Consider the following 15,391-nt stretch of genomic DNA (forward strand, 5'->3'; position numbering starts at 1 on the left):
CATCCGCCCTCTCAAACCGGCCCACCCACTCGCCCGGCCGCAGCTCCAGGAAACGCTTGCCCGTTCGCCTGATGGGCCAGCTCTTCATACCAGTTCACATAGCGCTGCGATCCTGTCGCGAGCCGGGCGTGCACGTCCCGGCAGAGCTGCCGGAACGGATCGGGGTCCCAGCGCACGGCGAGATCGCGAAGCGGGCGGTCGTTGACGTTGCCGAGGGCGTAGACGCGGGAGAAGCCATAAGTGACCGGTACGGTGGTGCCATCCGTTTCCAGCACGAGCGGGGTCAGCCAGCTTCCCAGGGACGCACCGGGCGGAGGCGGCGCGGCGAGGAAGTGTTCCGGATGTCGCATGAGGTCGGCCCGCCGAGTCAGGTCGACCTGGATGGGAAGACCGTAGGCGGCCGAGAGGCGGGCGGCCTCCAGGAAGGCGAAGGATGCCTCACGCTCATCGGGCACGGATCCCGCCAGATTGACGACGGCGGCGCCGGCAGATTCGAGCGGGTGCACCTGGACCAGGCCGGCGCCGTGAGCCACGGCGTAGTCCACGACGAAGGCGAGCTCGTGCACGTTATGCAAGGTGAGCGTGGTAATGAGGCCGAAGGTGATGCCCGAGTCGCGTACGGCCGGCATGCGCCTGTCGAGGCGCTCGAAGGCGCGGGGATCGCCACGCATGCGGACATGGCTCTCCGGCGCGCCATCCAGTGAGACCGCAAGTATGTCGACGAGACCGGACAACTCAGCGAGACGCCGCTCGGTGAGCAGCCAGCCGTTGCTGGTCACCGTGGTCCGCATCCCGAGCGCCTTCCCGACGCCGAGCAGCTCGATCAAGTGCTGGTAGAGCATGGGCTCGCCGCCAGAGACGCCCAGCACGTCGTAGCCGAGAGCCGCCGCGTCGGCGACGGCCTCGGCCAGCACGTCCAGGCCGAGCACCGCGCCGACGTCGGGCCCGGACTGCGAGTAGCAGTGCAGGCAGCGCAGATTGCATCGGCGAGTGGGGTGAACCTGGAAGATGGCACGCTCCCCGGTGGGGCCCATGTCGGTGGCGCTAGAAACGCTGCTGTTCGGCGATGACGAGATCGATGACGAAGCGGTCAGGGAACGGGATGCCCTTCGGGAAGACCTTGATAGTGCCGGGCAGCTTCGCCGTGCCGTACCGGCGGATGAGACCCATCAGGCCGCCCGTGACGGCGCCGCATCGATCGGGGTCTTCAACCTGGATGGTGGCGCGCAGGTAGTCGGGGGCCGGCTGCCCCTTCACGAGCACATCATGGACGTCGAGATCGGCGAGCAGCTCGACGAGCTGGCTGACCGAGTCGTCGTCGAGCTTGTAGCCACCCTGCTTGTACATCTCCAGCAGGGCGTCTGAACCACGATTCCGTTCCATCGCCATGATCTGCTCCCGGATGTGGCAGTCGATAGGTCTGCCACATCGTTCTCCCGGGTGGCCTTGCCCGCTAGACAGCACAGAGGTGACACCTTCGAAATCTCCAAGAAGTGTCCTCGGCGGAAGTGCTCGCCGAGGCCGGCCCCGGAGTCAATGCGATCAACGCTACGCCGGTGACAGTGGCATGAAGGACGGTACGACGTGACAACGACAGGAGGCTGATCCTCCGGGAGAGCACGGCAGGCGAGGACGCGCCTGCCTAGCCGATCGTCGCCGCCGTCAGGTCGGCCCATGGCGATCCGGCCGCCATAGCGGCCCAGAGCACATCGGCGACGAACTCCGCTCGCCGGCCTCGTCCTCGAAGGCCGGGATCAGGTGCGTGAGGACGAGGTGGGTTGCCCCGGCCCGCCCCGCACCGCTTCAAGAATCGTTGCTGGGCGCTTGACCTGCGGGTCGACCTGGGACGGTGGTGCAGGAAGGATCGGTTCTTGTGTCTCTTCGCCTCCTGTATCTGATCACGCTCCGGCTGCTCGGCTGGCTGGGTTGCTGACATCCCTCCGTCCGGGGCCTCGAGGCCACCGGAGAAGCCGGTTCTCGCTCGAGTGATGGCTCGGGCGAGGACGCTCGTGGTGTCAGGTCGCACCGTGTCCACGCGCCGCGGGCTTGCCGACTCGGTGAATTCCTCTGCTATCCCCGGCCACGGCCGCGAACCCCGCCGTGCCGAGGAACGACCGCCGGCTGAGAGGGTGCACGGGGTGACTCCCTGGTTCAGGTGGGGTGGGCGACCGTGAGGGTGAGGGACTTCGTGGCCGTACCCACGCTGTTGGTGGCCGAGACGGTGACCGTATAGATGCCGGGGACCTGCGGGGTTCCGGAGATCAGGCCGGTGTCGTGTCGACCGTGAGGCTCTTCGGCAGGCCCTCGGCGTTGAACGACGTCGGCAGCGCGGTCGCGGTGATCAGGTGGTTGAAGACCTGCCGCGCGGTGGCCGCGGCCTCACCCGCGCTGGTGACGTGCGGCGCGACAGAGGCCGCGGCCGCGGCGGCGTCCAGGAAGCGCAGGCCCTTGACGTGCTCGTTGACGAACATCGGCACCGTGTCCGATTCCAGGTACCAGCCAGGCTTCCTCATCGTGTTGGCAATGACCTTGCCGTTGATCGTCAGGTTCTGGAAGGTCGATCCGCTCAGGCGCGGGCCGTGTAGCGATGCTTGGGCACGCCGTTCCAGGACAGGCGGAGGCGTCCGGGAATCGCTCCGCCGGCCACGGTATGAGGCACTCTGGTGCCGTTTTCGTCGAAGATGTTCAGAGGCGGGGCGTCGCCGCCGGGTATGTCGATGACCACTTGTCCGGGCAGGCCGACCGTGATCTCCGCGCTCACCAACGTTCCCGCTCGCCAGGCGAGGTCGATCTGGTGTCCGCCGCGGCAGCGGACGCCTCGTACGGATCCCGCGGGCCAGCTCGCGGGCAAGGCTTTGAGCAGGCTGATGGCGCCCTCGTGGCTCTGCACGAGGAGCTCGGTCATTCCGGCGACCGCGCCCAGGTTGCCGTCGATCTGGAAGATGTTGCCGCCGGGCCAGTTGTCGTGCGGGTGCAGGTCGAGCAGGGATTGCGAGCTCAGCTCGCCGAGCAGGACCGCGATCGCCTGCTCGGCGAGCTCGGCGTCACGCAGGCGGGCGGCCAGGCAGAGGATCCACGCCTGGCTCCATCCGGTGTAGCCGCTGCCGTGTTCCAGCCGGTGGCGCAGTGCCCGGCGTGCCGCCTCGAAGTGAGCGGGCGTGCCGGCTTCGGTGATGCGGGTGCCCGGATACAGGCCGTACAGGTGGGACAGGTGGCGATGGCCGGGCTCGCGAGGCGGCCGCTCGTCGTACCATTCGAGCAGCTCGCCGGTCGATCCGATGGCGACGTCGCGCAGGATCGCCAGCGCTGCCCGCGCCCGCACGGCCAGCTCGGCGTCGTCGTCCTCCGAGGCGTACCGCTGGGCCAGGCTGACATACCGCGACAGCGTCTCCCGTGCCAGCTCCTGGTCCATCGCCGAACCCTCGGACACGGCCGCGTAGGCTGACGCACCGACGCGGAAGTGGTGCTCGGGCGAGGTCGAGGGGCTCATCACGAACTCGCCCGTCTCGGCCGCGACCAGCATGTCCAGCACGAATCGCGCCACCGCTCGGAAGACCGGCAGGGCGGTCTCCACGGCGAACGCGTCGCCGGCCCCGTAGTCGAGGTGGTCCCAGAGGTGGGCCGACAGCCACAGGAGCCCCGAGGGCCAGTTGGCCCACTGGGGATCGCCGTGCACCGGTGTCGAGAACCGCCAGATGTCGGTGTTGTGGTGGACCACCGAACCGCGGGCCGCATAGCACCGGGTGGCCGTCGGCGCCCCGCTCTCGACGAGCTCACGCGTCAGCTCGAACAGCGGCTCATGCAGCTCCCGCAGGCCGGTCGGCTCCGCCGCCCAGTAGTTCATCTGAAGATTGATGTTGGTGGTGTAGTTGCAGCTCCACCCGGGACGAACGTCGAGGTTCCAGATGCCTTGGAGGTTGGCCGCCTGCGTGCCCGGCCGGGAGCTCGAGATCAGCAAATACCGGCCGAGGTGGAAGAAGAGCTCGGCCCCGGCCGCCTGGGGCCCCGAGGCCGACAAGTCCAGATCGACCCGATCGAAGTAGCCGCGGTAATCCTCGCGATGCCGCACCCGCAGCTTCGACGTCTCGGTGGACAGGGCTCGCGCGACCCGTTCCTCGGCCTCGGCGGCGATCGATCGGCGATCCGCGCTGGGCTGCCGGTCGAAGCCACGGAACCCGCTCGCCGCGGCCGCGATGAGCCGAACCTCACCGGGAGCGGCCCGGTGCACCGCCACGACGATGGCGAATCCCATACCGGCCGGAACTCTGCCCGTTCCGCCGGGTTCATCGGCCGCGTAGACGACGGCGGGCTCCTGATCCACGTAGTTCGGTAGCACGTGTGCGGGCGCCCGCCCGGTGGCCACGAGCCACCGGACGCCATCCACCTCCCCCTGCGCGACCTCCACGGTCGGATGCTCGGAGCCGAACACGGGCGGCGTGACCTCGTCGCCGCCCGTGACCGACATCACGAGGACCCCGTCGGGTGCCGAGACGAAGCTCTCCACCCGCACCGGCCCGTAGGCCGTGCTCGCGACCGCCTCGGCCAGGTCGAGTTCGCGGATGTAGCCGTCGAGCTGCCGGTCAGGGGCGTAGCCCCACTCCAGCCACCCAAGCGGCTGGTAGGACTGGGTGTAGCCGGATCCCTGCAGGGAACGAGCGAGCTCGTCCGCGCGCAGGTCATCGCGCTCGCGGATCGCCCGCCGCAGCTCGGGCAGCAGCCTGCTCGCCGGATCACCCGTCTCCGGGGCCGACGGGCCGCCTGACCAGACGGTGTCCAGGTTGAGGTCGACGCGCTCGACGCCCGCCCGCCCGTACACCGTCGCACCCAGGCTGCCGTTCCCCAGCAGGAAGGCGTCGTGGAATTCGACGGCCGGAGCGGTCAGCCGGATACGGCGGCGTTCGTCCATGTTCTTTCCTTACAGGGCGTCGTAGGCCTGCTGCTGGATCTGCAGGTACCGGGGGAGGCCGAGGCCGTTGAGGCCCTCCAGGTAGGCGGCCCAGTCCTCGTCACTGTCGATGTTCCTCTTGCCGGTCACGAACTCCAGATTGGCCTGGGTCACGTAGTTGTTGATGTTGGTCTGCAGCGTCGCCGTCTCACCTGCCACGTCGGTGCCGAGCCACAGGCTCCAGAACGGGAACATCTGCGCCTTCGGCTCCTTGCCCTCATACAGCTTGGTGGCCTCGAACAGCCTGCGCTCGTAGCCTTCCGGTTCGTAGATATCGGTCGGCTGGACCTGGGACTCACGAAACGCCCTGGTGCTGTTGTACTGCGTGAGTGCCCCCCAGGCGTCGTTGATGGGCGGCGCATCCGGGTCGGCGGGAATCTGCTCGAACAGGGGCTTCAGGTCCTTGTTGAGCGCCACATCGCCGGACTCCGGCTTCTGCCAGCCCACGCCTTCCTTCCCGAACTCGCCCTCCAGGTGCCCCTCGTCGGTGAAAATGTAGTCGAGCATCTTGATGGCGGCGATCTGGTCCTGCTCGGTGGCCTTGTTCGTCAGGACGAACGAGGCGCCGGGGACGCTGGCCGGGCGGTAGGAGGTGTAGGCGACCCCGTCGGGACCGGTCAGCGGCGGCACCGCGTCGTAGTCCTCGTCCCGCCCGTCCTTCTGGCCGAGGGTGACCAGGATCGCCGGGTGCAGCATGGTCGCCGCTCCGACGATCACCTCGTCGGCGTTGTCGCCCTTGGCCTTCAGCCCGTCCCGGTTCTGGGTGAAGGCGCCGGGGTCGATGAGCCCTTCCTTGTACAGCGAGGCGACGTAGCGCAGGCCCTCACGCCATTTGTCCTGCACGGGCTGGAACTGCACCTTGCCGTTGTTCAACGCGAGTGTCGGGACGGTGGCCTCGCTGCTCTCCGGGTCGTAGATGAAGGAATTCATGAAATACGGCAGGATCATGTCCGCGGTGGAGGAGCTGAGCGGGATCTCGTCGGCCTTGCCGTTGCCGTTGGGGTCCTTGGTCTTGAAGGCCCGCAGGACGGCGCGCATCTCCTCGGTCGTCTTCGGCGCGGACAGCCCCAGCTTCTTCAGCCACGCCGAGTTGATCCAGAACTTGCCCTGGTAGGAGCAGTGGAAACAGTCGTTCCACTGCGGCAGGCCGTAGATCTTGCCGTCGGGAGCGGTGGCCAGGGTCTTGTAGGCCGGGTTCGCCTCCAGCGCCTTTTGGATGTTGGGCGCGTACTTGGCGATCAGGTCATTGAGCGGCAGGATCACGCCCTGCTTGGACAGCTTGAGCAACTCCGCCCGGTTGAACTGATCCACCCACGAAATGAGCAGGTACAGGTCGGGATAGTCGCCGCTGGCCAGCGAGATCTGCCGCTTCTCGGCCGCGGGACCGGCGTCGTAGGTCGTCGTCTCGAACTTGAAGTTGATCTTAAACTTGTCGCCAAGGACCTTGGTGAAGGTGGCGGTCTGCAGATTCTGATTGGCGCCTTGGGGAGCGAAGACGGTCAGCTCGGTGACGCCGCCCGGCGCTGCCGAAGCTGCGGGCTGCTCGTCGGACGTTGAGCAGGCCGCCGTGGTGAGGCAGGCCAGCGCGAGCGCCGCGAGGACGGCTGTTTGTTTCCTGGGCAGGGTGAACACGAGGGATGTTGCCTTTCGTGGGGTGGGGGGTGGGAGAGCCGCTCGCCGTACTAACCCTTGATCGCGCCGATCATCATGCCCTTGGTGAAGTAGCGGGCGACGAACGGATAGATCAGCAGCACGGGAACCGTGGAGATGACGATGAGGGAGTACTTGAGCAGGTCAGCGAGCTGCTGACGTTCCAGCAAGCTGGCGATGTTCTGCGAGCCGCTCTGGGTGTTGAGGATGACCACGTTCCGCAGCACCAGTTGGAGCGGGTAGAGCTCGTCGCTCTTGAGGTAGAGCAACGCCTCGAAGTACGAGTTCCACTGCCCGATCGCGTACATCAGAGCGACGACCGCGATCATCGGCTTGGCGAGCGGCAGCACTATCGACCACAGCACGCGCAGGCTGCCCGCCCCGTCGATCTCGGCGGCCTCGTAGAGCGAGTCGGGAATGCTGTGCCGCAGGTACGCGCGGGCGATGATGACCTGCCAGACGCCGATCGCTCCCGGCACGATCAACGCCCAGCGCGTGTCGAGCAAGCCGAGCTTCTGCACCACCAGGTAGGTGGGGATGAGCCCGCCCGCGAAGATCATTGTGAAGACGATGAACGCGGTGATGACGTTGCGTCCGAAGAAATCCTTGCGGGAGAGCGGATAGGCGATGGCGATGGTGAGCGTCACGCTGACGAGCGTGCCCACGACGGTGTAGAAGAGCGAGTTGAGGAATCCCGTCACGATCTGCGGATTGCTCAGAGCCACCTCGTAGCCGCGGATCGAGAAATCCACCGGCCACAGCCACACCCGGCCGGACGAGACGGCGTTGGGGCTGCTGAAGGAGCTGGCCACGATATAGATCAACGGCAGGAGGACCACCGCGAGGAACGTGATGAGCAGAACATAGACGCACGTGATGAACAGGCGGTCGATCCCGGAGTCCTTGACCTGGGCGGGGTGGCGGGAGTCCTTTGCCGCCGGCTCTTTCCTCTGTGCGATCTCCACCATTGTGTTGGTCACCACAGACCACTCCCGGAAATGCGCTTGGCGGCGAAGTTGACTCCGATGAGGAGCAGCAGATTGATCAGCGAGTTGAACAGGCCCACCGCAGTGGCCTGGCTGAAGTCGGCGTTCAGCAGTCCGACCTTGTAGACGTAGGTGGCGATGATCTCGGAGGTGCCGAGATTCAGCGGGTTCTGCAGGAGGAACGCCTTCTCGAAGCCGACCGCCATGATGTTGCCGACACCGAGGATGAGGATGATGATCGCGGTCGGCATGATGCCGGGGATGTCGACATGGATGATCTTCTGCAGGCGGGTCGCTCCGTCGACTCGGGCCGCCTCGTACAGGCTGGGGTCGATGCCCGACAGCGCGGCCATGTAGATGACTGCGGAGTATCCCGCTGTCTGCCAGATGTCACTCCACACGTAGATGTGCCGGAAGTAGTCGGCATCAGCCAGCAGGTTGGGCGCGTCGACGCCGAAGAATCCGAAGGCCCTGTCCATGAACCCGATCCGCGGGGAGAGAATCAGGATCACCATGGAGACGATGACCACGGTGGAGATGAAGTAGGGCGCGTAGGTGACCATCTGGACCGTGCGCTTGAACCAGCGCAGCCGGACCTCGTTGAGCGCAAGCGCCAGGATGATCGGGATGGGGAACCCGGCCAGGAGGAAGTACACCGACAGCAGGAAGGTGTTCTCGACCAGATTCCAGAAGACGGGATTGGAGAAGAACGCGGAGAAGTGCTTGAAGCCCACCCACTCGCTGCCCCAGATCCCCTCCACGACGTTGTAATCCTTGAACGCGATGACGGCGTTCGTCATGGGGACGTACTTGAAGACCACGAAGTAGACCAACGGCACCACGATCAGCAGATAGAGCTGCCAATAGCGGCGAAAGCTCTGTCTGGCGGCACGCCACCCCATCACGGTTCTCCTTTCGGACTCGTGCGTCACCGCACCGGGGCGAAGCGGACCAGGAGTGAGCAGGTGTGCGGGTACAAGCGGTGGGCCGGCCACGCGTCGGGACCACAAGACGCCGAGCCGAGCCCGTAGTGGGCGAGGTCGAGGTTGAGCCAGAGTCTTCCGTCCGGCACCAGGTCGGTGGTGTGCTGCGCCGCGTCCAGCGCTTCGCTGGTCCAGGGGCGCAACGTCACGTTGACGCCGGAGGGCGCGGTGACGCGCAGTCGCTCGCCCGTCTGCCAGGAGATCTCCGCGAATCGCACTGCGCCGCGGTTGCCGTTCTCCTGTGGACGGACGTAGGGGGTCTGCAGCTCGGCCACCGTGGCCCGGTGGCGGGTGAGACGGGCCGCCAGGCGACTGTCGCTGTAGTTCTCGCCCGGGCCGAGGCCGTACCACTCCAGAGTTGCCTCACCGCCCGGGAGCCCGAGACGTACGCCCAGACGCGGTACGGTGCCTCGCCTCACGCGGCTGGAGTCGTGGATGAGGGTAGCGAGACCGGTGTCGAACCGGCCGACCGGGCTCAGGTGAACGCGCAGCTCGAGCTGGCCGTCCGGGCGCGCGGACCAGATCATCCGCGTCCGCGTCCCGGCTTCCCGCCCGGCAGCCATGCTGACCGTCTCGACGACGAGTTCGTCTTCCTGCGGCAGCACCTGTACGGTCCGGTGTTCCAGGCGATCCAGGCCGAGCTCGCGCCAGGCTTGCGCCTGCCCCGGCCCTGCCAGGTCATTGTCCGTGGGCGCACGCCAGAGATCCAGACGAGGACCGACCACAGGCAGCTCGCCCAACATGACCAGCCGCCCATCGGAGCCGAATTCGGCGTTCCCGAGGCGGTACCCGTCCTGGGACACCGTGACCGGAAGGCCCTCGATCCGGCTGTGCTCCTGCTGCCGGGCACCGGCCAGGATCCGTTGCGAAAAGGCGATCTCGTGGCCGGCGGGCACCCCATCACGCTCCTTGGCCTGCAACGCGTGCACGGTGAGGACGACCTCGCCCGAAGCGTCGGCGGCCAGCTCGGCAATGGTGTCGCCGAACCGGACCCGGGTCGTGCCGCGTGGAGGGACCGGAGGGATCTCGACGGTGCCGCCGCCCAGCTCAGCGCCGTCCTCTTCGAGCAGCCAGGCGAAGGCCAGGCTGGAGGTGTCGATGTGATCGAATCTGCTCCGAACCGTCAGCGTGATCCCGTCGCCGTCGTCGATGGACAGCACCACGGGCGCGATCGCCGCCTTGTACTCCACCAACCCGGGAGACGGGGTCCGATCAGGGAAGACGAGGCCGTCGGCGATGAAGTTGCCGTCGTGGACGACCTCCCCGAAGTCGCCTCCGTAGGCGTAGAACAGCTGCCCGGCGTTGGGACCTTCTGCCGCGCGCTGCAGGATGCCCTGGTCGATCCACTCCCAGACGAATCCGCCGTGCAGCCGTGGGTAGCGGTCGAACAGCTCCTCGTACTCCGCCAGGCCGCCTGGGCCGTTGCCCATGGCGTGGGCGTACTCGCAGAGGATCATGGGCAGAGCACGGCGATGAGCGTCGGCCTGGGCGTCCACTGTGCGCTCGTCGGCACCCATGCCGATCAATTCGAGCTCGTCCAGGTCCACATACATCCGGCTGTAGAGGTCGACGTAGGAGCTGTCATAGTCGCCCTCGTAGTGAATGAGCCGGGTGCTGTCACGCCGGCGCGCCCATTCGGCCATCGCACGGAGGTTGTCGCCGACCCCGCACTCGTTGCCCATCGACCACATGATCACGGAAGGGTGGTTCTTGTCGCGCTCGACCATGCGCTGCACCCGGTCCAGGCAGGCATATCGCCACCGTGGGTCCGCGGACGGGTTGCGATCCCAGCCGACCTGACCGAATCCATGGGTCTCGAGATCGCATTCGTCGATCACCCACAGGCCGTATTCGTCACACAGGTCGAGAAAACGGCTGTCCGGCGGGTAGTGGCTGGTCCGCACCGCGTTGATGTTGTGCTGCTTCATCAGCAGCACATCGGCCCGCATCGTCTCCAGGGCCAGGGTGCGGCCCGTCTCCGGATGCCACTCGTGCCGGTTGACACCGCGGAACCGGATCGGCGACCCGTTGACGGTGATGGTGCCGTCCACGACGCGAACGGTGCGGAACCCGATGCGGAGTTCGATGGATTCGCCTTCGCTCCTCAGCACTCCGGCATACAGCCTCGGGGTCTCCGCGCTCCATGGGGCGACCCCCGCGATGTGGACGGTCTCGCCCGCCGGCAGGCCGGCGAGGCCCAGCTCCGGGATGTCCACGACCGCCGCGACGTCGGACTCGACACAGAGGATGCCGTCTCCCGTCTGGTGATCGAAGTCGGCGTGCACGAAGTGGTCGCCAATGGCTCCGGCCGGTCGTTCGACCAGGGAGACCGAGCGGAAGATCCCTGAGATCCACCACATGTCCTGGTCTTCCAGGTAACTCGCCGCCGACCACTGGTGCACCCGGACGGCCAGGACGTTCTGACCCTCCCGGAGAGTGCGAGTCACGTCGAACTCGGTCGGCAGCCTGCTGCCGGTGCTCCAGCCGAGCTCCACCCCGTTGAGCCACACCGTGAAATGCGAGTCCACACCTTCGAACCGCAACACCCAGCTCGCGACTTCGAGCCTGTCCACCTCGAAGGTCCGGCGGTACTCGCCCGTGGGGTTGGCGTCCGGCGGGTGAGGCGGGTCGATCGGGAACGGGTAGATCTGATTGGTGTACGCGGGCCTTCCGAACCGTGCCTGCCCGTGATCAAGAAGGTTGCCCTCGTGGTCGCGGAGGCCCTCCATCTGCCAAGAACTTGGCACCCGCAGCACCGACCAGGCGGAATCGTCGAAGTCAAGGCTCTCGAAGCCGTCGCTCATTTCCCGAAGGCTGGGAGCCAGGTGAAACATCCAATCACCATCGAGGGAAAGCGAGCGGGCGCTGCTGGCCGAGCTGGCACGAGGTTTCAGCCGGCCTGCGCCCGGCTCGAACGATGAGACGTTACGGGGTGCTTCACTGGAGGACAATGTTCTACCGACCCATGGAAGACGATGGAATAGGATCCGTTACCTGGTAAAACGACCCTTCGGGCAGTGAGAGCGCTGGGGCGCAGTCTCGCCTCGATGCCGTGGCGCAGGTTGCAGGAGCGGGGGCTAGAATCGTGAACGTTCACGATGCGAGCGCCGTGAACGTTCACGACACTGGCGTGAAACACAACCTAAACATCGGTGGTTTGCCTGTCAATAGTCAGGGTTCAGGCAGACTCACGCCACAGAAGCCGCGGCCGGACGACGTGCCGGACGGCTTCGTCTCCCCGAAGTTGATCTCGGCGTGGTAAGGAGTTGCGGATGGAGGCGACCACGAAGCCGAGCGCGACCACGAAGCCGAGCGCGCCCGCCGAGCCGCAGGTCGTCGCGGGTGGCGACGGCTTGCGGCCCGTCCCGTCAGTACCATCGGCTCAGGCAACGAACCTAGGACGGCGATGGCGAAACGAGTGACGATCAACGATGTGGCCCAGGCCGCCGGGGTCTCCCGGCAGACCGTGACCCGGGCCATCAACGACATGGGAGAGATCAACGAACAGACCAAGCAGCGCGTGCTGGAAGCCTGCCAACGACTCGGATACCGGCCGAGCCGCTTCGCCCGCAACCTGGTCGTGCGGAAAAAGACCCGCGCGATGGGCTATTTAGTGGCCTCCTTCCGTAATCCGTACTTCACCGAGATCGCCGGCGACCTGCTCAACGCCGCGGCCGAGCGCGGCTGGCACGTGGTGATGGCCTCCACGGAAACGGAGGATGAAGCGAGCGCGCTCGACATGCTGTCAGGCCAGGTGGACGTGTTCATGGGGCACTTCATGCAGGACGACGACGACCTCATCAAGGCCTGCCGCGGCATCCCGCTCGTGATGCTGGAGCGGGCCGGCAGCCTGCCCGGCATGCACTCCGTCGAAGTCGACATCCGCGAAGGCGTGCGTGAAGCGATCGAGGCTCTTCGCGGCAAGGGCGCGCGGCGCATCGGCATGATCGATTCCGCCTACTCGCTGCGTACCTCCCCCACCTACGTGTCCTCGCCGCGGCGTGGGTACTTCGAGGAGTTCGCCGGGACCGGGTCGGCGGAGATGGTCGTCGTCGGCGAGGAATCGATGGCCGGCGGCGGTCAGGCGTTCGCCAAACTCGTCGGCGCCCATCCGGACACGGACGCGGTACTCGTCTTCAACGACCTCATGGCGATCGGCGCGGTGCAGGCCTCGCACGCACTCGGCATCGACGTGCCCGGAAAGGTGAGGATCTGCGGCATCGACGGTCTCACCCTGGGCGAGGCCGTGCATCCGACGTTGACGACGATATCCATCGATCGCCACGCGCTGGTGAGCAACGCCCTAGACCTCGCCGACGCGCTGGCCACAGCCGACTTCGGCGAGCTGCCACCCATGCGGCGTACGGTGCGCCCGCATATTCTTTGGCGCGAATCCGCTTGACAGCCACGCCTTGACACATGTGCACCCGCTCTTTACGGTGATTTTTCATGGATATGCCGTGAACGTTCACGGCCCTCAAGCGTCCCTTTGTGAGAGCTGTTCATCGTGCCCTTGTACTCCGTCGCAGCCCCTCGCCCGCATCGGGCTTTCCCACAGGTTCGCCTTACCGCCATCAAGCCCGGGACGGACGCGTCATGATCCGTCGTAGGGATCTCATCAACAGGGCTTGGAAGTTCACCTATGGCGACCCCGCCGGCGCGGTCGCCGAGGACTTCGACGACGGAGACTTCTATGACATCGGCCTGCCGCACTCCTTCGGCATCCCGTATTTCATGGAGACAGGCTTCTACGTCGGCCGCGGCATCTACCGGCGGGTGCTCCACGTACGTGCCGAGGATCTCGGCACGCATCTCGCGCTGGTACACGCTGGAGCAGCGCCTGGTCCAGGGCGAGCGCTGCCTGGACCAGGCCGTCACCGCCTTCGGGGTGCGCACCGTCGAGTTCACCGCCGACAGGGGCTTCTTCCTCAACGGTGAGCACCTGCCGATCCACGGCGCCAACGTGCACCAGGATCGCGCCGGGTGGTGCGACGCGGCGACCCACAGCGGCATCGGCCGCGACGTCGCCCTGATCCGCGAGAGCGGCATGAACTTCATCCGCGGCGCGCACTACCCCCACCACGACCAGTTCGCCGCCGAGTGCGACCGCCAGGGCGTACTGTTCTGGTCAGAGCTGTGCTTCTGGGGCATCGGCGGGCAGAACGCCGAAGGGTTCTGGAACGCCAGCGCCTACCCGCCGCACGAGGCCGACCGCGCGGAATTCGAAGACAGTTGCCTTCGCGCGATGACGGAGATGATCCGCGTCAACCGCAACCACCCCAGCATCGTCGCGTGGAGCACCGGCAACGAGGTGTTCTTCAGCGACGACGAGGTGATCCCGCAAGCCAAGGACCTGACCCGGCGCCTGGTCGAGCTCGTCCACGACCTCGACCCCACCCGGCCGGCCGCGGTGGGCGGTGCGCAGCGCCGCGGCTTCGACGAGCTCGGCGATGTGGCCGGCTACAACGGCGACGGGGCGTCGCTCTATCACAAGCCGCCGTGGCCCAACCTGGTCTCCGAGTACGGCAGCGTCATCGAGGACCGCCCCGGCACCCACGGCCCGCGGTACGGCCATGGTGTCGACACCCCGCACGCCTGGCGGTCGGGCATCGCCCTCTGGTGCGGCATCCACCACGGCAGCATCGTGCCCGACATGGGGCGCATGGGCTTCATCGACTACTTCCGCCTCCCACTGCGGTCCTGGTACTGGTACCGCCGCGAGCTTCGAGGCGTCGAGCCGCCCCCGTGGCCGCTCCCGGGCACCGCGACCGCACTGCGGTTGAGCGCGGACCGCATGACGATCGCCACCGACGGCACCGACGACACCCAGGTCATGGTGGAACTCGTCGACGCGTCGGGCAACGTCGTCGCCGACGAGCGCCCGGTCCGCATCGAGGTCGTCGAGGGCGGCGGCATCTTCCCCACCGGAACCTCGATCACGCTGTCCCCCGACAACCGCGGCCTGCTCGACGGGGTCGGCGCGATCGAGTTCCGCTCCTACTTCGCCGGCCCGAACACGCTGCGGGCCAGCGCGGACGGTCTGCCCCCGGCGGAGCTGACCATCGAGGCCGTCGGCGGGGAACGATGGCGTGGCCAGCCTCGCCGCCTGTCCCCAGGCCCGCCCTCGATGTCGTTCCTTCCCTCCTCCGACGCCCCGCGCCTGCTGTCGGCCAAGCGGCCCGTCTTCAGCAGCGGCTCGGTGGCCGACCGTCCGGCGCACCTGGTCACCGACTACTCCACCGGGGAGGGCTGGGTCAGCGCCACGAACGAGCCGGGTGCCTGGATCCGCGTCGACCTCGAGGGCCTGTGGCAAGTAGACACCGTCACGGTTCTCCTGGGCGAGCCGGACGCCGTGCCGTACCGACTGGAGGTCTCCGATGGCCAGGCCGCCGAGGAGGTGGCCACCGGCACCACCGACCGCCGGTTGTCGTTCGACCTGCGAGGCCGCGCCCTGCACGCAGTGAAGCTCGTGTTCCCTGAGGCTCCGGCCGAGATCAAGGAGGTGCGAGTCCATGGTCGCTGACCGCCCCCGGATTCCGGCTGAATCGGCTCCGGCACCGGCAGCGACGAGGAGACCGAGAACTCCTGATCAGCAATGGCAGAAGTGGATTCGGCCATGAGAAAGGAGGATTGCCGCCATCGTTCCGCATCTCACTGGCTCATACAGCCCTTGAAGAACCGAGGGAGTAATTCTGCATGTCCAGAAACTTGGACACGACGAGCGGGGACGGCGGGAAAACGCCTGGGCAATCTTGACCCCGCTCGGCAGATCACCATCGGGTCCACGATGTTCCAGCGCCCACCGCCACGCCGCCCGCTGCAACATC

At 66.9% G+C, this 15,391-nt stretch carries 11 protein-coding genes; 2 read left to right on the forward strand and 9 right to left on the reverse strand.

Annotated features, from left to right (window positions below; all coding sequences use genetic code 11):
- Nucleotides 1-11: 11 nt before the first annotated feature.
- From EDD27_RS26370 to EDD27_RS26405, 9 genes are all read right to left on the reverse strand, one after another.
- A complete protein-coding gene (locus EDD27_RS26370; protein WP_127934768.1) occupies nt 12-1,034 on the reverse strand; it encodes a radical SAM protein in 1,023 nt (340 codons plus the stop codon).
- A gap of 10 nt (nt 1,035-1,044) precedes the next feature.
- The gene (locus tag EDD27_RS26375) at nt 1,045-1,389 is read right to left on the reverse strand and encodes a hypothetical protein (RefSeq protein ID WP_127934769.1); all 345 of its coding nucleotides are present in this window, start codon (nt 1,387-1,389) and stop codon (nt 1,045-1,047) included.
- Between the two features lie 762 nt (nt 1,390-2,151).
- Nucleotides 2,152-2,265, reverse strand: coding sequence for a putative Ig domain-containing protein (locus EDD27_RS58885; RefSeq protein WP_421917324.1), 114 nt, complete (start codon nt 2,263-2,265; stop codon nt 2,152-2,154).
- Nucleotides 2,262-2,513, reverse strand: a complete 252-nt coding sequence (locus EDD27_RS26380) for a hypothetical protein (protein WP_127934770.1) — start codon at nt 2,511-2,513, stop codon at nt 2,262-2,264. The genes EDD27_RS58885 and EDD27_RS26380 overlap by 4 nt, the downstream gene beginning before the upstream one ends.
- A gap of 53 nt (nt 2,514-2,566) precedes the next feature.
- Nucleotides 2,567-4,906, reverse strand: a complete 2,340-nt coding sequence (locus tag EDD27_RS26385) for a glycoside hydrolase family 95 protein (protein ID WP_127934771.1) — start codon at nt 4,904-4,906, stop codon at nt 2,567-2,569.
- Between the two features lie 9 nt (nt 4,907-4,915).
- On the reverse strand, nt 4,916-6,577 hold the full coding sequence (locus EDD27_RS26390; RefSeq protein WP_206641661.1) for a type 2 periplasmic-binding domain-containing protein: 1,662 nt from the start codon (nt 6,575-6,577) through the stop codon (nt 4,916-4,918).
- 50 nt (nt 6,578-6,627) lie between these two features.
- Nucleotides 6,628-7,578, reverse strand: coding sequence for a carbohydrate ABC transporter permease (locus tag EDD27_RS26395; protein ID WP_206641662.1), 951 nt, complete (start codon nt 7,576-7,578; stop codon nt 6,628-6,630).
- Nucleotides 7,572-8,483: an ABC transporter permease gene (locus tag EDD27_RS26400; RefSeq protein WP_127934772.1), complete on the reverse strand. Its 912-nt coding sequence runs from the start codon at nt 8,481-8,483 to the stop codon at nt 7,572-7,574. Before EDD27_RS26400 ends, EDD27_RS26395 begins: the two co-directional genes overlap by 7 nt.
- Before the next feature lie 26 nt (nt 8,484-8,509).
- A complete protein-coding gene (locus tag EDD27_RS26405) occupies nt 8,510-11,515 on the reverse strand; it encodes a glycoside hydrolase family 2 TIM barrel-domain containing protein (protein WP_206641663.1) in 3,006 nt (1,001 codons plus the stop codon).
- 467 nt (nt 11,516-11,982) lie between these two features.
- Between EDD27_RS26405 and EDD27_RS26410 the strand changes: the two genes are divergently transcribed.
- Together EDD27_RS26410 and EDD27_RS26415 are read left to right on the forward strand one after the other, a co-directional pair.
- Nucleotides 11,983-12,966, forward strand: a complete 984-nt coding sequence (locus EDD27_RS26410) for a LacI family DNA-binding transcriptional regulator (RefSeq protein ID WP_164903797.1) — start codon at nt 11,983-11,985, stop codon at nt 12,964-12,966.
- Nucleotides 12,967-13,353: 387 nt separating this feature from the next.
- On the forward strand, nt 13,354-15,087 hold the full coding sequence (locus tag EDD27_RS26415) for a glycoside hydrolase family 2 TIM barrel-domain containing protein (protein WP_164903798.1): 1,734 nt from the start codon (nt 13,354-13,356) through the stop codon (nt 15,085-15,087).
- The last annotated feature ends 304 nt before the right edge of the window (nt 15,088-15,391 follow it).

Origin of the sequence: Nonomuraea polychroma (genome assembly GCF_004011505.1) — a bacterium.
Classification (GTDB): domain Bacteria; phylum Actinomycetota; class Actinomycetes; order Streptosporangiales; family Streptosporangiaceae; genus Nonomuraea; species Nonomuraea polychroma.

Coding starts and splice junctions, on each gene's coding strand:
- EDD27_RS26370 (WP_127934768.1), bottom strand. CDS start 1,034: ATGGGCCCCACCGGGGAGCGTGCCATCTTCCAGGTTCACCCCACTCGC.
- EDD27_RS26375 (WP_127934769.1), bottom strand. CDS start 1,389: ATGGCGATGGAACGGAATCGTGGTTCAGACGCCCTGCTGGAGATGTAC.
- EDD27_RS26380 (WP_127934770.1), bottom strand. CDS start 2,513: ATGAGGAAGCCTGGCTGGTACCTGGAATCGGACACGGTGCCGATGTTC.
- EDD27_RS26385 (WP_127934771.1), bottom strand. CDS start 4,906: ATGGACGAACGCCGCCGTATCCGGCTGACCGCTCCGGCCGTCGAATTC.
- EDD27_RS26400 (WP_127934772.1), bottom strand. CDS start 8,483: ATGGGGTGGCGTGCCGCCAGACAGAGCTTTCGCCGCTATTGGCAGCTC.